A 23,096-nucleotide genomic window follows, 5' to 3' on the forward strand; every position below is an offset into this window, starting at 1 on the left:
TAATAGATTACAAGATATGAAAAGGCAAAAAAATAAATTGCAAATGAAATTAAAATGAATAAAAAATAAAAAAATAATCATAAGTTAGAGGTATCAATGAAAAATAAAATCGAATATTTTTAAAATTAAAAGTATACTAAGGGGGGCATTAATATGTGCATTATATCAAAAGATAGAGCAAAGGAAATAAAAATAGTAGATACTACTTTAAGAGATGGAGAGCAAACAGCTGGGGTTGTATTTGCAAATAGAGAAAAAATAATGATTGCTGAAATGTTAAGCGACCTAGGTGTTGACCAAATCGAAGTTGGTATACCTACTATGGGTGGAGATGAAAAAAACGTAATAAAGCACATATGTAGTAGAAACTTAAAATCAGATATAATGGCTTGGAATAGAGCAGTAATAAAAGATGTAGAAGAATCTATTTCTTGTGGTGTTGATGCAGTAGCTATATCAATATCAGTATCTGACATTCATATAGAGAATAAATTGAGAACTTCTAGAGGTTGGGTTTTAGAAAATATGGCTAAAACAGTTGAATTTGCAAAGCAAAATGGATTATATGTTTCAGTAAATGGAGAAGATGCTTCAAGAGCAGATATAGACTTCTTAACTGAATTTATAAAAGTTGGAAAACAAGCAGGGGCAGATAGATTTAGATATTGTGATACAGTAGGAGTTATGAATCCTTTTTCTATAAAGAATGCGATAGAGACTCTTTATGAAAGAACTAATTTTGACATAGAAATGCACACACATAATGACTTTGGAATGGCAACTGCAAATGCACTTGCAGGAATAGCAGCAGGAGCAAATTATGTTGGAGTTACAGTAAATGGATTAGGTGAAAGAGCAGGAAATGCAGCATTAGAAGAAGTTTTAATGGCTCTTAAGTGCGTCTATAAATGTGATTTAAATAATATAGATACTAGAAAATTTAGAGGAATATGTGAGTATGTTGCACAAGCATCAGGAAGAATTCTTCCTACATGGAAACCAGTAGTTGGAGATAATATGTTTATCCATGAATCTGGTATACATGCAGATGGAGCTTTAAAAGACCCACATAACTATGAACCATTTGACCCAAGTGAAGTAAATCTTGAGAGAAAAATAGTAATAGGTAAACATTCAGGAAGAGCTGCAGTTATAAATAAGTTGAGTGAATATGAAATGTATATTTCTCCAGAAAACGCTACCAAGCTATTAAATGCTATAAGAGCTACATCAATAAGATTAAAAAGAAGTTTAATGGATAAAGAAATTCTTCAATTATATTGTGATATACTAGCACATGAGAAGGAAACAACAGAGGAAGAAGCAGTTAGAGGTTCATATATTTAAGGTATAATTGTTTAGGAGGAAAATATGGGAGATAATATAGTTTATAAAATAATTAAAAAACATATAGTAGATGGAGAAGCTGTTGCTGGAAACTCAATTGGTATAAAGATAGACCAGACTTTAACACAAGATTCTACTGGAACAATGACATATCTTCAATTAGAAGCTATGGGTATAGATAAAGTAAAAACTAAAAGAAGTGTAGCATTTGTAGACCATAATATGTTACAACAAGGATTTGAAAATGCAGATGACCATAAATATATACAAACAGTGGCAGATAGATATGGAGTTTATTTCTCTAAACCAGGAAATGGTATTTGTCACCAAGTGTTTTTAGAAAGATTTTCAACACCAGGAGATACACTTTTGGGTTCTGATAGCCACACACCTACAGCTGGAGGTGTGGGCATGATGGCTATTGGAGCTGGTGGATTAGATGTTGCTTTAGCTATGGCAGGAGGAGCGTACTATATAAAAGCACCAAAAGTCTGTAAAGTAAATCTAGTTGGAAAATTAAATAATATGGTATCTTCAAAAGATATAATATTAGAAGTGTTAAGAAAACAAACTGTAAAAGGTGGAGTAGGTAAAGTTTATGAGTATGGTGGAGAAGGTGTTAAAAGTTTATCTGTTCCACAAAGAGCTACAATAACAAATATGGGAGCTGAACTTGGAGCAACTACTTCAATCTTCCCAAGTGATGAAAAAACACTAGAATTCTTCAAGAGTCAAGGAAGAGAAGATGCATGGATAGAGTTAAAATCAGATGAAGATGCAGTTTATGATGAAGAGATTACTATAAACTTGGATGAATTAAAACCATTAGCTGCGAAACCTCATAGTCCAGACAATGTAGATGAAGTTGAAAATATAGGAAAAATTAAAATAGACCAAGTTGCGATAGGAAGTTGTACAAATTCTTCTTATGAAGACTTAATGAAAGTTGCTCAAATTCTAAAAGGAAATAAGGTGCATAAGAATGTGAGTTTGGTAATAGCACCAGGTTCAAGACAAGTTATGGAGATGATTGCTAGAAATGGAGCTTTAGCAGATATAATAAGTGCTGGAGCCAGAATACTAGAAAATTCTTGTGGTCCATGTATAGGTATGGGGCAATCTCCAGGTACTGATTCTGTGTCTTTAAGAACTTTCAATAGAAACTTCTATGGAAGAAGTGGAACTCTATCAGCACAAGTGTACTTAGTGAGCCCAGAAGTAGCAGCAGTAAGTGCAATAAAAGGAGAACTTACAGACCCAAGAGAATTTGATATTAAATTTACAGACTTAGATGTAAATGAGTTTTTGATAGATGATAGCATGATAATAAAACCTGCTGATGTAGGTAGTGATGTAGAAGTAGTTAGAGGACCTAATATAAAACCTTTCCCTCTTAATACAGAGCTAAGTCAGTCTATAGATGGAAAAATTATATTAAAGACAGAAGATAATATAACTACTGACCATATAATGCCATCAAATGCTAAGTTACTTCCTTTTAGAAGTAATATACCATATCTTGCAAACTATTGTTTCAACACTGTAGATACAGAGTTTCCTCAAAGAGCAAAAGACAATAGTGGTGGATTTATAGTTGGTGGAGATAATTATGGGCAAGGTTCAAGTAGAGAGCATGCAGCTTTAGCACCACTATACTTAGGCGTTAAAGGGGTAATAGTAAAGAGCTTTGCAAGAATCCATAAAGCTAATTTAATAAATAGTGGTATAATTCCAATGGAGTTTTATGATGAGAAAGATTATGAAAACTTATCTCTTTTAGATAATCTTGAGATACCAAATATTTTGGATAATTTAGATAATGGAATCTTGGAAGTTAAGAACACAACTAAAGGAACTTCTTTTAAAGTTAAAGTAGAATTATCAGCAAAAGAAGTTGATGTATTAAAAGCTGGTGGAAAATTAAATTACACTAAAAATCAAGCTAATTAGTATGAAAAGAGGGAATATTTAATGTATAAAGTGACACTTATACCAGGAGATGGAATAGGACCAGAAGTTGCGAAAGCTATGAAAAAGGTAGTAGAAGCTACTGGGGTAGAGATAGAATGGGAAGAAGTTAATGCAGGAGAGGCAGTTATTGAAGAATATGGTACTCCTCTTCCTGAATATATTATAGATAGTATAAAAAAGAACAAAATAGCTATAAAAGGTCCAATCACTACTCCTGTAGGGAAAGGATTTAGAAGTGTAAATGTAACTTTAAGACAGGCATTAGATTTGTATGTTAATTTAAGACCGATTAAAAGTTTTAAAGGTATAAAATCAAGATATGAAGATGTTGATTTAGTAGTTGTAAGAGAAAATACAGAAGACTTGTATGCTGGAATAGAGCATAAAATAGGTGACTATGCAGCTGAAAGTATAAAGATAATAACAAGAGGTGCAAGTGAAAGAATAGTTGATTTTGCATGTAACTATGTTAAAGACAATAAGAGAAAAAAGGTTACAGCCATACATAAGGCAAATATAATGAAAATGTCTGATGGATTGTTCTTAGATGTATTTAGGGAAGTAGCGTCAAAACATGATGTAGAGTATGATGATTTAATTGTAGATGCAGCAGCTATGAACTTAGTTTTAAATCCAGAAAATTATGATGTAATGGTAATGCCAAATCTTTATGGGGATATACTATCTGATTTAGGAGCTGGTCTTGTTGGAGGGCTAGGTATAATTCCAAGTGCAAATATTGGTAAAGATTGTGCTATATTTGAAGCTGTTCATGGAAGTGCGCCACAAATAGCTGGTCAAAATAAAGCTAACCCTACAGCACTTATTCAATCATCAGTAATGATGCTTAGATACTTAGGTGAGTATGAAAATGCACAAAAGATAGAAACAGCTTTAGAGAAGGTATTTCTTGAGGGAAGTAAATTAACTGTGGATTTAGGTGGTTCAGCATCAACTACAGAGTTTGCAGATGAAGTATGTAAATATATCGTATAGATAGTGTTTATAGTAAAAATATAATGTATATTAAAGGAAAGCTGTTAATTGTTGTAGATACAATTAACAGCTTTTAATTTTAACAGTATTTAGTAAAGGGAAAGAGTAATATTAAAAATTTTGTTTTTTAATTGAACTTTCAACCAATATATGGTAATATCTGAATAAAGTTGAACTTTCAACTAAAAATCAACATATTAATTGGAGGTGTGTTTGATTAAGGCATTAGACAGTAATATATTAAGAGAAGTCGGTACTTTATCTAGAGCAGTAAATTCGATAAATGATATTAAGTACAAGGAGTTAAAGTTGCAAAAAGGACAGTTTACATTTTTGACACGAGTTTGTGAAAATCCTGGTATAAACCTTGTGGAATTATCAAATATGTTGAAGGTAGATAAGGCTACAGCAACCAAAGCCATACAGAAATTAATAAAAGCAGGATATGTAGATAAAAAGCAGGATGAGTCTGATAAAAGAGGATATAATTTAACTCCAACTGATAAATCTTTAGAAGTTTATGAGTTGATAATTGAAGAAGAGAATAGAAGTATAGAGATGTGTTTTGAGAATTTTACAGATGAAGAAAAGCAGGTTGCAACTAAAGTATTAGAAAAAATGAGCAAAAATGCTGAAAAAGAATGGTTTAAAGTGAAGAGATAGTAAATTAATATAAGGAGATATTTTTATGATTAGAAAAGCCAATATGAATGATTTAGAAAAAATTATGAAAATTATAAAATCAACAGTAGAAGAAATGAAGGATTATAATAATACACAATGGGATGAGAATTATCCATCAGACGAAGACTTTGTTTCAGATATTAAGAAACAAGATTTATATGTAGAAGAAATGGATGGAGAAATAGCTGGGTTTATATGTCTTAATTATGAAGAACCAGAAGAATATGTAGGTCTAAATTGGTCTTCTAATAAAAAAGCTATGGTAATACATAGAATGGCCGTAAATCCAAACTTTAGAAAGAAAGGAATAGCATCTAAGTTAGTTGATTTTGCGGAAAAATTGGCTGAAAAAAATAGTGTATCATATTTAAAGAGTGATACATATTCAATAAATTCAAAAATGAATGCACTTCTTACAAAATGTGGTTTTATCAAAATTGGAGAAATGAGTTTTTTAGGAAAGGAGAAATCTTTTTATTGTTATGATAAAATATTGTAAAAGGTATTTATCATACAAAGGGTAAATAATATATTTTTAATGTTAGTAGACGTGTTATATAGACTTATTGAATGATATTATGAAAGGGATGGTTTAGATGATTGAATTTTTAAAGAAAAGAAGAAGTATTAGGAAGTATAAAAATATTGAAGTAGAAAAAGAAAAACTAGATAAAATACTAAAAGCTGCTCTTTTGGCACCATCATCAAAGGGGCTTAGAACATGGGAATTTGTAGTGGTAGATAATAAAGAAAAACTTATTAACTTATCTCAATGTAGAACTAAAGGGGGTGGGTTTTTCTTAAAAAACGCACCTTTAGCTATTGTAATTATTGGAGACAAAGAAAAAAATGATGTTTGGATAGAGGATGCGAGTATTGCTGCTTCCTATATACAACTTCAAGCTCATGAACTAGGATTAGGTTCTTGTTGGGTACAAGTTAGAAACAGGATGCATAATGATGATATAGAAGCTGATAAGTATATTAGAGAAGAGCTTAAAGTACCTGATAAGTACAGTGTAGAATGTATAATTTCTATAGGATATCCTGATGAAGAAAAGAAAGCATATAGTGACTCTGATTTGGAATATGAAAAGGTTCATTTTAACAACTTTTAATATATAATATGTTGTATTAAGACATTATATTTTTTTATATTGTTAATATATACTTAAAATTGTAAAAATATATCTGAATTTTACTAACTTATCTAGTGGTTATGTACAAGGGTTTTAAAGATAAATATAGAAATTAATGTTTATAATCGATACATAACTTGAGTAACAAAATTTAAGGAGGTTAAAGTATGGGTATATTTAAAACAAAAATTGATGAGGACTGGAAAGTAAACTATATTAAAGAATTTAATGAAATGAGAGATTCTTATGAGAGTAAGCTTCAAAAAAAGCAGTTTGAAGTAGATAGTTTGAAATCAGAATTAGATAGACTAAGAAGTTATAAAAATAGTCTTAAGCCAAAAGAAAAACAAATTACGGATGATGATATAAACAATATAAAAAATTTAAGAAGAGATGGCTTAAGCTATAAAGAAATTTCGAATGAAACAAGTTGGAGTAAGGCAACTGTAAGTAGAGTATTAAATGGACTTTACGATTAGCATATACATGGGGTGATTTAAATTGGGATGAAGTATAGTTATAAAAAATGTATTATAGATTCTATTTTATTGATGCTTATAGTTCAAATCTTGAGGATGATTTTGAATTATATACTTCTAAGTCAATTTGAATTTACTCTTGAAAATTTTAATATTATAAACTTAATTTCTTTTACATTAGTTGGCTTATCATTAATTTTATTTTTAAAAGATAATTCTTTGTATAACAGGGTTAAAAATAGAAAAATCACAGAAGCATTTAAAGAAAATAAAAACAATATACTTACTAAAAAATGTAAGTTGATACTTTTTATAGTGGTTTTAGCTTTAGCAATAGTCTCAACTTATTGCAGAGAAGGTTATGTATTTTTTAACATAACAATGATGATTTTGTCTGCATTGATAGTTCCTATATTTGAAGAGTTATTTTTTAGAGAGTATCTATGGAACTATTTAAGTAATTTTATAAAGTCAAAGAGTAAAATTATATGTATAACATCTATATTATCTGGTATTTATAATATAGGATATATAGATGTTATAAGAAATTACATAACTTTGTATAACAATTCTAGCTATACATTTGAAGTAATTATTTCAAAAATCATGATAGGTACTGTTTTGGGTATTGTGCTTGGAATTGTTAAATCAAGATTCAAAGACGTAGGTTTTTGCATATTGTTGAGGAGTCTATTTTCTATTTTTATTAGGCAGATAATATAATTAAATAGAGTGTTTATTTTGTAATCTGTATTTCAAAATAATTAGGAATAGTTATAAATAAAAAATAAACTCTAATATTTGGAGTTTATTTTTTTGTACATACTTATTTTAAGTAATCTATATAAAAACTTAATAAAATATTGTAAAAATAAATGAGACATAAATATATTTTTCATAATAACCAATAACTCAATTATCTCATTGAAGTAATTTATTTTTATGAAATTTAATAATATTTGACAGTTTAGTCTATAATATGATATTTATATAAAATGGGATAAGTATGAAAACTAATTATGAATGAGAGTGATTTACTTGAAAAAATTTTATGAAATATATTTAGATTTAGAGAAAGATATAAGAAATAATGTATATGCAATAGGAGAATTTTTGCCAACAGAAGTAAGGCTTGCTCAAAAATATCAAGTATCAAGAGAAACTATTAGAAAAGCAGAAGCTCTCTTGTTAGAAAAGGGTTTTATACAAAAAAAGCAAGGTAAAGGTGCTATTGTTTTAGATATAAATAAGTTTGAAATAGAAGGGGCAGGGCTAATTAGTTTTGACGAATTACAAAGAAATAAAAATTTGGATACAGAAATAAATGTACTTAAAAACAAAAAGGAAATTATGCCTTTAGAAATTTGTAAAAAGTTGGATATAGACACGAAAACTAAGGTTATATCAGTTGAACGACTTAGAAAAATTAATGGAGAAGCTGTTATTTTAGATAAAGATTACTTTATGTTTGAAATAATACCAGAAATACCATTAATGGCAGTTCAAAGTTCAATATTTAATTATATAGAGAAAAACTTAGAATTAAAAATAGGTTATGCAAATAAAGAGGTAACAGTAAACCCCGTTACAGAAGAGGATAAGTTGTTGCTAGATATTGGAGCAGATACACATGTTGTGGTGATACGAAGTGAAGTATATTTAGAAGACACAAGATTATTCCAATATCATGAATCTAGACATAGAGTTGACACATTTAGATTTGTAGATTTTGCAAGAAGAAGAAATCTTTAATACTAAAAAGGGGCTGTCCCAGAATAGAGATAAGCCTCTTTTCCGTTGTCGAAATGATAAAAATATATTTGATTTAATACAAAAAAGAGTGCCTCATTAACTAAATAGTTCATTTTGAGACACCCTCTTTTTTATTTAATTTGTATATTCTTTTAATTTTCTATATATTCTTTATTAAAATATTTACTCTTTGAGAATAGGTATGTAAGTATACAAGTAATCATTATAGAAAGGCCCATCGCTAAGAAATAGACACTCCATTGTTCTGTAAATATAGATAAGAATGCTGGAAGTCCTGATATGCCTATAGAACCTGCTTTAATATTAAAGTAAGATACAATTCCTCCAGAGATACCTGCGCCTATCATAGATGCTATAAAAGGAAAACGATAACGTAAGTTTATACCAAATATAGCTGGCTCAGTAATACCCAACCAAGCTGAAATTGCAGCTGTTAATGCAACACCCTTGATTTTCTTATTTTTTAATATGAAGAACATAGTTAAAGCTGCTGCACCTTGTCCAAGACTAGCCATAACTTGTATTGGCCATAATGTTGCAAATCCTAAGGTACCTATCATTTGTAAGTTTATACCTAAGAATAAATGATGCATTCCTGTTATAACCAATGGAGATAATATAAATCCGAATAATGCACCTGCAAGTATCGCATTAATTTCAAATAATCCAAGGATTCCATTTGTAATTAAGTTAGCAAAAGACATTGTTATAGGTCCTATAATAGAAAAAGTTAAAAAACCCGTTATTAATAATGTAAGAGGAGCAACAAAAATAAGTTGAACCATCTCAGGAATTTTTTTAGTCAGAAACTTTTCTATTGTTGCTAAAATATAAGAAGAACATAGAACAGGGATTACTTGTCCCTGATAACCTATTTTAGCAATATTAAATCCTAATATATTCCAATAAGTAACAGCTTCAGGTGTTTTAGAGTATTGTGCACCAGGCATTAAATCTGGATTAATTAAAATAAGACCTAATACAATACCAAGTACAGGATTTCCTCCAAACTTCTTGACAGCTGACCAACCTATTAGTGCTGATAAAAATGCAAATGAAGTATTTGCTATAAGGTTAATCATATTAGATATGCCAGCCCAATTACTATGAACCTCTAAAAAAGGTTGCTTATAAAAAATTCCTGGGTTTGCAAGTAGATTGTTTATACCCATTAATAAACCAGAGGCAACTATAGCAGGAAGTATAGGAATAAATATATCTGCCAGTATCTTTATAGCTTTTTGAATTGGATTTAATTTTTTAGCAGAAATCTCTTTAACCTCAGACTTTGTTGCTTCTTTAAGTCCAGTAATCTCTAATAGTGTAGAATAAACTTTGTTTACAAGCCCTGGACCTATAATAACTTGAAATTGACCATTTGAAGTAAAACTTCCCTTTACTATATCTATTTTTTCTAACTGTTTTACATCAACTTTACTTTCCGAATGTAGAGCAAATCTTAACCTAGTAATACAGTGTGTTGCAGATATTATATTTTCTATTCCACCAATTGCTTCAAGAATTTGTTCAACCTGCTCTTTATGGTGTGCACTCTCTTTTTGTGTACTCATAAAATTACCTCCCTCTAAAATATAATGTTGTATAGACAAATCTTGAAATTAATATACCATAGACATTTTTTAATGTCAACGTTATCCTAAGTGTTTTTTAATATTAATATCATAATATAGATTGAATATCCTTGAAAAATCAGAAATATAAGCAAGTTAATAAAAAAATATGGAGATTACATTTTTTATTTAGTCTAAATATTGATTTTGATAACGAAAAGGTTTATCATAAATATATAAAATTTGTCTAGACAAAAAGGAGATTTGTACATGGATTTTAAGAAAAAAGTTATTTATCAGATATATCCAAAGTCATTTAATGATTCCAATGATGATGGAATAGGGGATTTAAAGGGAATTATAGATAAATTGTCTTATTTATATAAATTAGGTGTAGATATAATTTGGATTAACCCATTTTTTGTGTCACCTCAAAAAGATAATGGATATGATATCGCTGATTATACATCAATAGACCCTATGTTTGGTACTATGGAAGATTTTGAAAGATTAGTAAATGAAGCCAAAAGGTATAATATAGAATTAATGCTAGATATGGTATTAAATCACACATCAACAGAACATAAATGGTTTAAAAAAGCTTTAGATGGAGATAAAAAATATCAAGATTTTTATTTTATTAGAGATGGAAAAGAAGATAATCTACCACCAACAAATTGGAAATCTAAATTTGGTGGGAGTACTTGGGATAAATTTGGAGATACAGATAAATATTACTTGCATTTATATGATATTACCCAAGCTGACTTAAATTGGCGTAACCCTGAAGTTAGAGAAGAATTATATAAAGTTATAAATTTTTGGCTGGATAAAGGTGTTAAAGGGTTTAGATTTGATGTAATAAATGTAATTGGTAAAGATGAAGATTTGAAGGACTCTACAAATAATGTAGGAAAAGAAATGTATACAGATAAACCTATTGTTCATGAGTTCATTAAAGAAATGAACAAAGAAACATTTGGAAAGTTTAAAGGGATAACAACTGTTGGAGAAATGTCTTCAACAACTATTGAAAATTGTATATTATATTCTAATCCAAAAGAAAAAGAACTTTCAATGACATTTAATTTTCATCATTTAAAAGTAGACTATGAAAATGGAGAAAAGTGGAGTGACATACCTTTTGATTTTATAATGTTAAAAAATATTTTAAATGAATGGCAAACAGAGGTAGAAAAGGGTGGTGGATGGAATGCATTGTTTTGGAATAATCATGACCAGCCAAGAGCTGTCAGTAGATTTTGTAAGGAAGAATATAGAGTAGAAGCATCAAAAATGTTAGCTGCTACAATACATTTACTAAGAGGAACACCATATATATATCAAGGTGAAGAAATTGGTATGATAAATCCAAGGTTTGAAGAAATCAATGATTATTTGGATGTTGAGACTCATAATGCGTATAATGAATTGCTAAAAAATAAAATTAAAAAAGAAGAAATAATGAATATTGTAAAATCTAAGTCTAGAGATAATAGTCGTACACCTATGCAGTGGTCAAATGAGTTAAATGCTGGATTTACAAATGGAACGCCATGGATTAAAATAGCTGAAAATTATAAAGAGATAAATGTTGAAAAAGAACTTAAAGACGGGTCGATTTTTAAATTCTATCAAAGGCTGATATCTTTAAGAAAAAAATTAGACATTATATCTGAAGGAAGTTATAGAGGTATTTTACTAGATAATGATAAAGTTTATGCCTATGTAAGAAACTTAGAAAATGAACAGCTAATAGTATTTAATAATTTCTATGACCATGAAGTTGAAGTTGATGTTAGTGAGGAATTTTTAGAAAAACCATTTACATATTTAATAGGAAATTATACAGAAAGAGATTTAGAACCTAAGTTAAGATTAAAACCTTATGAAACGGTATCATTTTATAGTAAAGAAATAGACAATAATAGAAAGAGGTAATATTTATGAAACCAAATATTTTACTTATGATTTCTCATGATAGTGGGAGAAAATTTAATAGCTATGGATATAATGTAGATACTCCTTGTATAAATAAATTAGCTCAAAAAGGAATTCAATTTGATAATTATTTTTGTGCAGCACCTCAGTGTAGTCCTAGTAGAGGAAGCATATTAACTGGATTGTACCCTCATAATAATGGATTAATTGGGCTTGCACATCTAGGTTTTTGTATAGATTCTAAGCATACAACACTTCCTATGGAGTTACAAAAAAATGGGTATAAGACAACTTTAATAGGATTAAGTCATGAAACTATAAATGAAGCTCCACCAATAGAAGATAGAGTATTTTCTTCAACTTATGACTTAGGATATGATAACTTCATATCTGTGCCAGGGGACAGGGCTCCAAAAGTTGCTAAAGAAGTGATTAAGTTTTTGGAAGAGCATAAAAAAAATCAAGAAAAACCATTTTATTTAAATGTAGGATTTTTTGAGACTCATAGAGATTTTGATGAATATGAACCATATGCAGATGGATTAGATGAGGTAGAGGTATTTAAATTTTTACCTGATACAGAGGATGTAAGGAGAGATATAGCTCTATACAATGGTTCAGCAAAAGTATTAGATGATGCAATCGGAAAAATATATAATAAATTGGAAGAAACAGGGCTAGATAAAAACACAATTGTTATATTCACAACAGACCATGGTGTTGCATTTCCAGGAGCTAAAGGTATGTTAAAAGAAGCGGGATTAGAGACAGCATTTATAATTGTCTTACCTAATTCTTCTCAAAAAAACATTAAAAAAGAAGCACTGTTATGTAATATTGATTTACTTCCAACCATACTAGATTTAATTGAAGCTGAAATACCTAAAAATATAGATGGAGAAAGTTTTGTTAAGTTATTAAAGACAAATGAAGATATAGGAAGAGATTCATTCTTTACAGAAATGACATGGCATGACCAGTATAGACCAATGAGAGGCATAAGAACTAATGAATATAGTTATGTTAGAAACTTTGAAGATGGACCTAAAATATATATTACAGTCGATTCACATTTAAGTTTATCAGGTAAAGCTGTAAGAGATAAATTCTATGTTCCTAATGAAAAAGAAGAACTTTATGATTTAAGAAAAGACCCATTAGAAGAAAATAATGTAATAAATGATTTGAACTATCAAGATATAGCAAATGAATTGAGAAAGAAAGTGGATACTTGGATGATAGAAACAAAAGACCCACTCTTAAAAGGTCCTGTAAAAGGAATTGGTTCAAGTAGATGGAAAACAGAAATAGAAGAAGGTAGAGCTTATCCAGGAAGGGATGAGTATTATAGACTCTTATCTAATAAGTAGAAAATATCAAAAAAGAAGGTTTTATAATGAAGAGTATATCAGTTTTAATTAAACCTGTATCATCATTATGTAATTTGAGATGTAGATACTGTTTTTATGCTAATGTAAGTGATTTAAGAGAAATAAAATCATATGGTATTATGCAAGAAGATACTATAAAAAATATAGTAGATAATACATTTAAAGTTTTGAACGTTGGAGATAGAGTTATGTTTGCTTTTCAAGGTGGAGAACCAACTTTGGCAGGCTTAAAATTTTTTCAATATTTTATTGAGTACATTGAAAAAACGAAAAAAAATATAATAGTAAATTACTCTATTCAAACTAATGGAACACTTATAGATAATCAATGGTGTGAATTTATAAAGAAAAATAATTTTCTAGTAGGATTATCATTAGACTTATTAAAAGACCTACATGATGAGAATCGTATATATTTAAGTAATGAAGGAACTTATGAAGATATAATAAACACAAAAAAGCTATTAGAAAAATATAAAATAGAGTTTAACATATTATGTGTTTTGACAAATCAGATTGCATGTAATCCCAATAAAGTTTTTAACTTTATAAAAGAAACTGGTATAAAGTATATTCAGTTTATTCCTTGCTTAGATGATTTAGATTGTGAGAATAAATCAGAGTATTCTTTGGAACCTAAACATTTTGCAAATTTTTATAAAATAGTATTTAAACTTTGGAAAGATGAGTTAGATAATGGAAATTACATAAGTATTAATTTGTTTGACAATATTATATCTCTTTTAATTACAGGAACACCAAGTACATGTGGGATAATTGGAAAATGTCAACCACAGTTTGTAATAGAGGCTGATGGAAGTGTATATCCATGTGACTTTTATGTTCTAGATAACTATAATTTAGGTAATATAAAGGACAATACTTTATTGGATATTTTGAGAAAGCCTATAATGCACAAATTTTTACATGAAAATATACAAAAAGAAAGTATTTGTATAAACTGCGATTTCTATAGAATATGTGGTGGTGGTTGTAAAAGAATGAAAAACTTTATGTATATTGATTCTAATAGTAATTATTGTGGATATAAAGATTTTCTAATGGATAACTTTAATGATTTAAAAAAAATAGCAGAGTTAATGTATAAAAATCAAATGCCTAAATAATTTTAGTATTGAGAATTCTAGATTAAGTTATTGAGGATTACGTATGATTAAGGGATTTAAAATATAATAAATTTAGTTAGGATGATTTAAATGAATATAATTTTATTTGTAATAGCTATATTTGCAACAACTATAGGAGCAATAACAGGTATTGGTGGAGGCGTAATAATAAAACCAGTGTTAGACTTGATTGGAGTATTTGATGTGTCTACAATAAGTGTATTGTCATCATTTACTGTGTTATCAATGGCAGTTATTTCTACATATAAACAAATTAAGTTGAAAATTTTTAAAATAGATTTGAGAATTATTTTAATTGCTGGAGCATCAATACTAGGTGGGACTATTGGTCAAAGATTACTAGATTTATCAATTTTATATGTAAATAATCCAGTTATAATAAAAATAACTCAAAATATTATAATGATTATTTTGTTGATAATGGTTTATTTATACAGAAATAAAAGTTTAAATATAAAACTCAATACTAATATTACTTATTTTAGTATTGGCATTTTTTTAGGGATTATATCTTCTTTCTTAGGAATAGGGGGAGGACCTATAAATGTGGTTGCATTTACAATGTTATTTGGTTTATCAGCTAAAGAAGCTGCTTTTAATTCCATTATAACTATTTTATTTTCTAATATTTCCAAGTTGGTTACAGTTTTGATGAATACTGGATTTGGAGTATATGATTTGTCTGGATTACCATTTATGATAATAGGAGCAGTTTTGGGCGGATTTATAGGTTCTTTTATTAGTAAAATGGTTGATGATAGTAAAGTTAAATATATGTTTTCGTATATGACCATAGTGATTACTGGAATAAATATATACAGTATATTTCAAGTGTTGTATTTGATTTGAAAAAGATTAAAGAGAATGCTAAATCTATTATAACTCCTGTAGTTATAACAAATTCTTATGATATAGATAAAATTGAAGTTTTAAAAATAGGTAATATCCATGCTAATGAAGACTTAATTAAAGTTTATATGTAAATAATTTTTATATTTTATTTCTCATAAAATTCTATCTATATAATAACGCCTATTAGAATTACTACTGATTAATTATACTATCTTTTATAAATTCTAATATTTATGAATTATTACACTTTTTAGAACTCTATTTACAGATATATATTGACATATAAATATTATCTATTACAATTTATATAAACTAATAAAAATAAAATAATATTAATCAACTTATTGAATGGAGGAATAAAAATGAAATTTGTGACTTTTTGTAGTAGTAGTGAAGAAAAAATAGGTGTATTTAATTCAGAAACAAATAGTATATATGAAATAAATAGTTTGGGGTTAAGTAGAATCTATATGGATATGAATGATTTTATTGAAAATATATCTACAGAAGAGTTAGAAAAAATAAAGAAGAATTCATTTGAAAGTGCTAAGTGTTATAAATTAGAAGAAGTTAAATTATGTTCTCCAATTGTAAGACCTAAGAAAGATATAATATGTTTAGGTCTTAATTATAGAGACCATGTTAATGAAATCCCAGATGGAGTTATAAAAAATGTAGTTATGCCTGATTATCCAATTTATTTTTCTAAGAGAGCAGATAAAATCATTGGAGTGGATGATAAGATAAGCTTACATGGTGATTTGGTTGAAAAGTTAGATTATGAATCAGAACTTGCAGTAATTATAGGCAAGGAGGGCATAAACATATCAAAAGAAGATGCTTATGAATATATATTTGGATATACAATAGTGAATGATATAAGTGAAAGAGCACTTCAAGATAAACATGTTCAATGGTTTAGAGGTAAAAGTTTAGATACACATACATCTATGGGACCTTGCATAGTACATAAAGAAGAATTTGAACATCCTTTAAAATTAGATATAAGTAGTGTAGTAAATGGAGAAGTAAGACAGAATTCTAATACACAATACTTTATATTTGATATACCTACTGTAATAAGTGACTTATCAAGAGGAATGACTCTAAAGCCAGGAGATATAATTTCAACTGGAACTCCAGCTGGTGTAGCTATGGGGATGAATCCACAAGTATATTTAAAACATGGTGATGTAGTTGAATGTAAAGTTGAAGGTATAGGAGTTTTAAAAAATATAGTTGATTAATGGATAAATATGCCATATAATTTTATTAGTACGAATAATTTAATTAATATGGAATTAATCAAATTTATGATTAATTTATTATAGAGAGGGATGAGTATATGGCAAGAGAACTAGAACTAAAATATGGCTGTAATCCAAATCAAAAACCATCAAAGATTTATATGAAAAATGGAGAACTTCCTATAGAAGTATTAAATGGAAAACCTGGATACATAAACTTTTTAGATGCATTTAATAGTTGGCAACTTGTAAAAGAATTAAAAGAAGCCACAGGTCTTCCAGCGGCGACTTCATTTAAACATGTTAGTCCAGCAGGTGCAGCAGTAGGAGTACCTTTATCAGATACTTTAAAGCAAATATATTTTGTTGATGATTTAGAGCTTTCTCCATTAGCTTGTGCTTATGCAATGGCAAGAGGAGCAGATAGAATGTCTTCTTATGGTGATTTTATAGCACTTTCAGATATATGTGATAAAGAGACTGCAACTATTATAGCAAGAGAAGTCTCTGATGGTGTAATAGCTCCAGGGTATACAGATGAAGCTCTCGAAATATTAAAAGGAAAGCGTAAAGGAAACTATAACATTGTAAAAATAGATGAAAATTATACTCCTGAGCCTATTGAGACAAAGGATGTTTATGGAATTACTTTTGAACAAGGTAGAAATGAAATACTAATAAATGAAGACCTATTAAAAGACATTCCAACTGATAATAAAATTTTTACAGATAATGCAAAACGTGATTTAATTATAGCCTTAATAACATTAAAGTATACACAATCAAATTCTGTTTGTTATGCTAAAGATGGACAAGTTATAGGAGTAGGTGCAGGTCAACAATCACGTATTCATTGTACTAGACTTGCAGGTAATAAAGCTGATATTTGGTATCTTCGTCAACATCCTAAAGTATTAAACTTAAAATTTAAAAAAGATATAGGTCGTCCAGATAGAGACAATACTATTGATGTATATCTTTCTGATGATTATATGGATGTTCTTGCTGATGGTATATGGCAAAACTTATTTGAAGAAAAGCCAGAGCCTCTAACTGGAGAAGGAAAAAGAGCGTGGCTTAAAACTTTAACAGGAGTAGCACTTGGTTCAGATGCATTTTTCCCATTTGGAGACAATATAGAACGTGCAAAAAGAAGTGGGGTAAGCTTTATAGCACAGCCAGGTGGTTCTATTCGTGATGATAATGTTATATTAACTTGTAATAAATATAATATAGTTATGGCTTTTACTAAAAATAGATTATTCCATCATTAAAATATAAAGTAAATATAGATTAAGTTAAAATCTACAACAAGTTTTGTTGTAGATTTTTTTATTTACTGTATAATTTTAAATAGAACTTTATTTTTAGATATTCAATTTGGAGGTTGATATGGCTTTAAATATAAGAGACTATAGCCTATTATGTAGTCAAGGAACAGCTAAGTTTAATGAAGATGTGGTTGGTATAAATCCATTTGGCGCATGGGTTTTAGATGGTGCTACAGGACTTAATGGAAAAAACTTAATATCAAATGAAAGTGATGCTAGATGGTATGTTCAATGGTGGAATAAGTATCTATATAAAAATATAAATAGAGAAGAATCATTAAAAAGTATTGTTAATAGTGGAATAGTAGAAGTGAAAAAAGAGTATGAGCTAAGGCTAAATGGAATTAAAGTAGAAAAATTAGATTTACCATCGAGTTCTATAGTTATTGTAAAATTTCATGAAAATAAAGTGGAGTATTTTTTATTAGGAGATTGTGCTTTGTTTATTAAAAATGGAGATTCAAAAATTATAAAGGATAGAAGTATTTGTAAATTTGATAATATTGTATTTGATGAAATGAGTAAACTTTCTAATTTGGAAGAAATGACATTTGATGAGATTAAAGCTAGTGTTATGGATACAATAGTGAGCAATAGATTGAAGAAAAATACAAAAGATGGATATTGGATATTGGATTTTGATGAGGAAGCTGTGAAAAATTCCATATATGGATATCTTGAAATAAAAAAAGATTTTCAACTGATGTTGACAAGTGATGGTTTTACAAGTGCATGTGACAGATATAATCTCATAAAAGAAGAAGAATTAATACATATAGCAGAAAAATTTGGTATAGGATATATACACAATAAGGTAAGAGATTTTGAGGATAACGATTATAAAGCAGTTAAAGTTCCAAGATTTAAAGTGAAAGACGATTCGTCTTGTTTGTATTTAGACATATATAATGATTAGACTGTATGAAATTATTTAAATTTAGAAGGGAGGTAAGTAAAAAATGAAAATTCTTCATATAATAACACAAAAACCAAATAGTACAGGTAGTGGTATATATTTATCTGGTATGATAAAAGGTTTTGAAAAGGTAGGTTATGAGCAGGTTGTAATTGCAGGAATAGATGTGAATGACGATGTAAACTGTTTCTCAAATGATGTAAGTTTTTACCCAGTAAAGTATAATTGTGGAGAATTAAATTTTCCTGTTGTAGGCATGAGTGATTCTATGCCGTATGAAAGTACAAGATATAGAGATTTAAATATAGATATGATAAACAGATTAAAGCATCAATTTAGAGTAAATATAGATAAGGTTATGAATGATTTTAAGCCAGACATTATAATATGCCACCATTTATATCTCTTAACTGCATTTGTTAGAGAGATTGTAAAAGGTATAAAGGTAATGTCTATCTGCCATGGGACTTGTTTAAGACAATTAAATACTATTGATTTAGAGAAAGAGTACATAATATCAAACATAAAGAAACTAGACTTAATATTTGCTCTTCATGAAAATCAAAAATATGATATTATAAAGACTTTTGGTGTAAGTGAAAGTAAAGTAGTTGTAATTGGTAGTGGTTATAATGATGATATATTTTATAACAAACATTATAAAAGAAAAGATGATAAAATAAAAATAGTATTTGCAGGTAAGATATGCAAGTCAAAGGGACTAATTCCATTTATAAAAGCTATGTCTAAGTTAGAATATCATAAAGATTTAATAGAAGTTAATTTTGCAGGTACTGGAAGTGATATTGAATCATATAGTGAGATAGTTAAACTTGCAAACAAGTCTCCATTTAAGATGAATTTTCTAGGGAAATTAGAGCAAAGAGACTTAGCTGAGTTGTTTAATATGTCACAAATATTTGTGTTACCATCATTCTATGAAGGATTACCAGTTGTTGTTTTAGAAGCTTTATCCTGTGGTACAGACGTGATTACTACTGATATTCTTGGTGTTAAAGAATGGATTGGGAGCGAGATTAATAACTCTGGAAAGATAGAGTACGTACCTCTACCTTTTATGCAGAATGAAGGTATTCCAAAAGAGGAAGAGTTGTATACCTTTGAGAAGAACTTGTATAATTCCATAGATACTAAAATACAATCTTTATTAAACAACTCAAATGAAAGGACATCTGTAGATATGTCTAAAAAAACTTGGGATGGTTTAGTATATAGGATGAATGAAGTTATTTTAATGGATGAAGTATGCTTGGTTTAAAATTATTTAATTTATAAAAAATGTAACTATTTTTATACTACTTTTAGGCGATTTTATATTATACTAGTACTAAATATATTTGTTTTTAGGGAGGTAATTTATGAGGTTTAGTAAAAAGATATTAGCGTTAGGTATTTCAGCATTATTATTAAGTGCTAGTTTTCCAGTATCAATAAATGCGCTAGATAAGATTGAAAATATTCAAGGGGTAGATAAATATGAGACAGCTGGGCTTATTTCAGATAAGCAAGATTTTACAACAGCAGTTTTAATTAACTCTGATTCTACAATGGTAGATGGTATTGCGGCTAGTGGTCTTGCAGGAGTAAATAATGCAGCTATTTTATTAACTAATAAGAATGATATACCAGAAGCAACATTGCAAAGATTAAATAGAGTTACTAAGATATATGTAATAGGTGGAGAAAATACTATAAGTAAAGATGTAGAAAAAATGTTACTTATGAGAAGAATGCAAGTTATAAGAATTGATGGAGTAGATAGAGTAGATACAAGTTATAAGATTGCAGGTGAAATAGAAAAAATTAAAAATAGTGATAAGATGTTTTTAGTAAATGGATTTAAAGATGAAGCTGATGCAGTAAGTGTTGCATCTGTTGCCTATAGAGATGGGTCTCCTATAATATTGACAAAAGATATAGCTTCAGCGGAAGAAGATACGGATTTAGACCCATTATTCGGTGTTTCTCCTGTTCCAGTATATGCTATTGGAGGAGAGTCTACATTAAGCGATTACATAGTGAATAGATATAGAGCGACTAGAATTGGTGGTGTTGATAGATACCAAACTAATAAAAACGTGATTGAAAAGTTCTATAATGGAGCAAAAGAATTTTATGTAACAAGTGGAGATGATTTGGTTTATGCTCTAGTTGCATCACCACTTGCAAAAAATGCTCCTGTTGCTTTAGTTTCAAGTAAAAGTGATAAGAGTATATTAGAGGGAGCTAATAAAGTAACAGCAATAGGTATAAGTGATAAGAATATTATAGAGCAGTGTTTGAATGCTGTAAAAAAGTAATAGAGTGTTATTAGCAAAATAAATATGCATCTTGAAAAATTAGTATATTCATTTATAGTGGCATAGATTCTATAAGAAGGGGCTGTCTCAGAATAGAGATAGGCCTCTTTTTCGTTGTTGAAATGATAAAAATATATTTGATTTAATACAAAAAAGAGTGCCTCATTAACTAAACAGTTCATTTTGAGACACCCTCTTCTTTACTTATGTTACACAACTTTTATATAGAATAAATTTCATAAGAATTATCTTCTTTTAACTTTTCCAACCAAACCATTTCTAAAATATCTAGTTCTTCTAAGTAGTCTTTTTCAGTTTTATTATCATCATGTTTTATAAGTTCTAAGATTTCGAATGTAAAAGCTTTTTCTCCATGTTTTTTCCAATCGTTATTTAAATCTTTTATCATACAGGACCCAGCACTAAGCTGGAATTTGAGGGAGTTAAATTTGCTTTTTATATCGTTGCTCTTTCCGAAGTAAATCTTTTTGGTAATATCACTTTTTATTATAAATACACCAATGTCAAATTTCATTTCTTTATATAGTTGTTTTAATTCACGTTTTCTATCCATGTTTTAGATTCCTCTTTTCATAATTTGTATGTAATATGTAAAATTAAAAATATATTACATATTAATTATAAAGAGATTAATTTCAGATGTAAATAGTTTTTATAAATTTAATTATGAATTAATCTATAATATAAGAATATTAGGCTGACAGACTTAGTATATTTTGATGTGATATAAATATAAAAAGAATAGTTGACATGGTAGAAATTATAGAATAAACTAAAAATGTAATAGTAAAAAATATTTAATTATTACATTGGGAGGAGCGCACAATTATTATGAATAAAAAAATAGAATTAATAGGAAATTTTGCAAGTGATTGGATTAGATATAGTGATTATGAATATAAAATTACTGAAGACGATGAATTGTATATAGTACCAACTGAAGATGCTGTATTCACTATGTACAATCCATTTGATGTTGTAGATGATATAATAGTAGATATAATCTGTATAGGACAAGAAGCATTGCAAGATATACCAAAAGAGACGAAAGAAATGAGATTAAAAAAAGAAGTACTTGAATTTGTAAAAAAATATGGATTGTTGGGTTTAATTTATTCAAGTGTATATAATAGAGACATAGTTGGAGAAGAAAGAGTGCTGATGATTGAAAAGAACTATATTACAAAAGATAATATATTGAGTACTGATGAATATGTAAATATGTTTATACCATTTGCAAGTGATGACGATGTGTATTTTAAAAAATATAGACGAGGTATAGATGTATCAAAAAGAGAGGAATCGCCTAAGTTTTTTGGAAAAAGACCATTAATTTTAGATTTAGTGTTTTCAAGATTTTATACTGAACAATTAGACTGGATTGTAAGTTTTGCTAAGGATATGTGTAGACACTTTAATCAAGTTTGTGTATATAAAAATACATCAAATCTATTAACTGAAAGTGTTACTATTATGTCTGGAGGGTTTAATCCTCAAAAGATAGGTTTTTCTATAAGTCAATTGGATAAACCAACTATTGCATGGGAGTTTGACTCTCTAAAGACAGCGATTGAGACTATATATGCGTTTGCAATTACAAGTGAACCTCCTTCTTTAAATAAATGTAAGTATTGTGGTAAGATTTATATTCCTACAAATTCCAAATCTCAATATTGTTCACCTTCTTGTAGAAATTGTTCAAATGTAAAGAAAAGTAGAAGTAGAGCTAAAAAAGATAAATAAATTAATAAGGATATCATTGTTTAGATTTTAATTGTAAATAACTGTGGAATAAAAAGAAGTTATATAAAATTATATGTCTAGGTGATGGTATTTTTTTATTGAGAAATTTAATTAAGATACTAATTTTGAGTTGACAAAAACTACTTATGATAATATTATTATAAGTAGTTAGAAAAAAATAAATATACTAATTTAAATATAACATAAAAATATAAAAAAGTCAAT

General features: G+C 28.3%; 22 protein-coding genes. 20 read left to right on the top strand and 2 right to left on the bottom strand.

Going from position 1 to position 23,096, the window contains the following annotated elements; genetic code table 11:
* Window positions 1-153: 153 nt before the first annotated feature.
* From nifV to treR, 9 genes are all read left to right on the top strand, one after another.
* Window positions 154-1,347: a homocitrate synthase gene (gene nifV / locus ACTG45_RS04705; RefSeq protein WP_021383551.1), complete on the top strand. Its 1,194-nt coding sequence runs from the start codon at window positions 154-156 to the stop codon at window positions 1,345-1,347.
* Window positions 1,348-1,371: 24 nt separating this feature from the next.
* Window positions 1,372-3,297, top strand: a complete 1,926-nt coding sequence (locus tag ACTG45_RS04710; RefSeq protein WP_479919924.1) for an aconitate hydratase — start codon at window positions 1,372-1,374, stop codon at window positions 3,295-3,297.
* Window positions 3,298-3,318: 21 nt separating this feature from the next.
* Window positions 3,319-4,314 carry an isocitrate/isopropylmalate dehydrogenase family protein gene (locus ACTG45_RS04715; RefSeq protein ID WP_021383587.1) on the top strand — a complete coding sequence of 332 codons (996 nt, stop codon included), beginning with the start codon at window positions 3,319-3,321 and terminating at the stop codon, window positions 4,312-4,314.
* Between the two features lie 213 nt (window positions 4,315-4,527).
* Window positions 4,528-4,977: a MarR family winged helix-turn-helix transcriptional regulator gene (locus ACTG45_RS04720; RefSeq protein WP_021383602.1), complete on the top strand. Its 450-nt coding sequence runs from the start codon at window positions 4,528-4,530 to the stop codon at window positions 4,975-4,977.
* Between the two features lie 25 nt (window positions 4,978-5,002).
* Window positions 5,003-5,497 (top strand): GNAT family N-acetyltransferase, encoded by a 495-nt coding sequence (locus tag ACTG45_RS04725; protein ID WP_021383676.1) that lies wholly within the window; start codon window positions 5,003-5,005, stop codon window positions 5,495-5,497.
* A gap of 97 nt (window positions 5,498-5,594) precedes the next feature.
* Window positions 5,595-6,116, top strand: a complete 522-nt coding sequence (locus tag ACTG45_RS04730; RefSeq protein WP_479918263.1) for a nitroreductase family protein — start codon at window positions 5,595-5,597, stop codon at window positions 6,114-6,116.
* 188 nt (window positions 6,117-6,304) lie between these two features.
* The gene (locus tag ACTG45_RS04735; RefSeq protein ID WP_021383670.1) at window positions 6,305-6,616 is read left to right on the top strand and encodes a helix-turn-helix domain-containing protein; all 312 of its coding nucleotides are present in this window, start codon (window positions 6,305-6,307) and stop codon (window positions 6,614-6,616) included.
* A gap of 27 nt (window positions 6,617-6,643) precedes the next feature.
* Window positions 6,644-7,339 carry a CPBP family intramembrane glutamic endopeptidase gene (locus tag ACTG45_RS04740; protein ID WP_479918265.1) on the top strand — a complete coding sequence of 232 codons (696 nt, stop codon included), beginning with the start codon at window positions 6,644-6,646 and terminating at the stop codon, window positions 7,337-7,339.
* Window positions 7,340-7,654: 315 nt separating this feature from the next.
* Complete coding sequence (gene treR, locus ACTG45_RS04745) at window positions 7,655-8,368, top strand: trehalose operon repressor (protein WP_479918266.1); 714 nt, start codon at window positions 7,655-7,657, stop codon at window positions 8,366-8,368.
* A gap of 152 nt (window positions 8,369-8,520) precedes the next feature.
* Here the strand turns inward: treR and treB are convergent, their stop codons facing one another.
* A complete protein-coding gene (treB, locus tag ACTG45_RS04750; RefSeq protein WP_479919925.1) occupies window positions 8,521-9,960 on the bottom strand; it encodes a PTS trehalose transporter subunit IIBC in 1,440 nt (479 codons plus the stop codon).
* Window positions 9,961-10,230: 270 nt separating this feature from the next.
* Here treB and treC point away from each other — a divergent pair, with 270 nt between their 5' ends.
* From treC to ACTG45_RS04800, 10 genes are all read left to right on the top strand, one after another.
* Entirely contained in the window at window positions 10,231-11,901 is a 1,671-nt protein-coding gene (treC, locus tag ACTG45_RS04755) for an alpha,alpha-phosphotrehalase (RefSeq protein WP_479919926.1), read from the top strand.
* A 5-nt stretch (window positions 11,902-11,906) separates the two neighbouring features.
* The gene (locus ACTG45_RS04760) at window positions 11,907-13,271 is read left to right on the top strand and encodes a sulfatase family protein (protein WP_479919927.1); all 1,365 of its coding nucleotides are present in this window, start codon (window positions 11,907-11,909) and stop codon (window positions 13,269-13,271) included.
* A 26-nt stretch (window positions 13,272-13,297) separates the two neighbouring features.
* Window positions 13,298-14,419: an SPASM domain-containing protein gene (locus ACTG45_RS04765; protein WP_479919928.1), complete on the top strand. Its 1,122-nt coding sequence runs from the start codon at window positions 13,298-13,300 to the stop codon at window positions 14,417-14,419.
* A 90-nt stretch (window positions 14,420-14,509) separates the two neighbouring features.
* Window positions 14,510-15,289: a sulfite exporter TauE/SafE family protein gene (locus ACTG45_RS04770; RefSeq protein WP_479919929.1), complete on the top strand. Its 780-nt coding sequence runs from the start codon at window positions 14,510-14,512 to the stop codon at window positions 15,287-15,289.
* Window positions 15,286-15,423, top strand: a complete 138-nt coding sequence (locus ACTG45_RS04775) for a PTS sugar transporter subunit IIA (RefSeq protein WP_021383557.1) — start codon at window positions 15,286-15,288, stop codon at window positions 15,421-15,423. Before ACTG45_RS04770 ends, ACTG45_RS04775 begins: the two co-directional genes overlap by 4 nt.
* Window positions 15,424-15,654: 231 nt before the next feature.
* The gene (locus ACTG45_RS04780; protein WP_479919930.1) at window positions 15,655-16,539 is read left to right on the top strand and encodes a fumarylacetoacetate hydrolase family protein; all 885 of its coding nucleotides are present in this window, start codon (window positions 15,655-15,657) and stop codon (window positions 16,537-16,539) included.
* Window positions 16,540-16,637: 98 nt separating this feature from the next.
* The gene (locus ACTG45_RS04785) at window positions 16,638-17,813 is read left to right on the top strand and encodes a phosphoribosylaminoimidazolecarboxamide formyltransferase (protein WP_479919931.1); all 1,176 of its coding nucleotides are present in this window, start codon (window positions 16,638-16,640) and stop codon (window positions 17,811-17,813) included.
* A gap of 118 nt (window positions 17,814-17,931) precedes the next feature.
* Window positions 17,932-18,786, top strand: a complete 855-nt coding sequence (locus ACTG45_RS04790; RefSeq protein ID WP_479919932.1) for a hypothetical protein — start codon at window positions 17,932-17,934, stop codon at window positions 18,784-18,786.
* 43 nt (window positions 18,787-18,829) lie between these two features.
* On the top strand, window positions 18,830-20,065 hold the full coding sequence (locus tag ACTG45_RS04795) for a glycosyltransferase family 4 protein (protein WP_479919933.1): 1,236 nt from the start codon (window positions 18,830-18,832) through the stop codon (window positions 20,063-20,065).
* 100 nt (window positions 20,066-20,165) lie between these two features.
* Window positions 20,166-21,107 (top strand): cell wall-binding protein Cwp25, encoded by a 942-nt coding sequence (locus tag ACTG45_RS04800; protein WP_479919934.1) that lies wholly within the window; start codon window positions 20,166-20,168, stop codon window positions 21,105-21,107.
* Window positions 21,108-21,327: 220 nt separating this feature from the next.
* Here ACTG45_RS04800 and ACTG45_RS04805 read toward each other — a convergent pair whose 3' ends face one another.
* A complete protein-coding gene (locus tag ACTG45_RS04805) occupies window positions 21,328-21,681 on the bottom strand; it encodes a GIY-YIG nuclease family protein (protein ID WP_021383576.1) in 354 nt (117 codons plus the stop codon).
* Between the two features lie 278 nt (window positions 21,682-21,959).
* On the opposite strand from ACTG45_RS04805, the gene ACTG45_RS04810 reads away from it, so the two are divergent.
* Window positions 21,960-22,871 carry a CGNR zinc finger domain-containing protein gene (locus ACTG45_RS04810; RefSeq protein WP_479918275.1) on the top strand — a complete coding sequence of 304 codons (912 nt, stop codon included), beginning with the start codon at window positions 21,960-21,962 and terminating at the stop codon, window positions 22,869-22,871.
* Window positions 22,872-23,096 lie beyond the last annotated feature (225 nt).

This window comes from Clostridioides sp. LIBA-7602 (assembly GCF_056688945.1).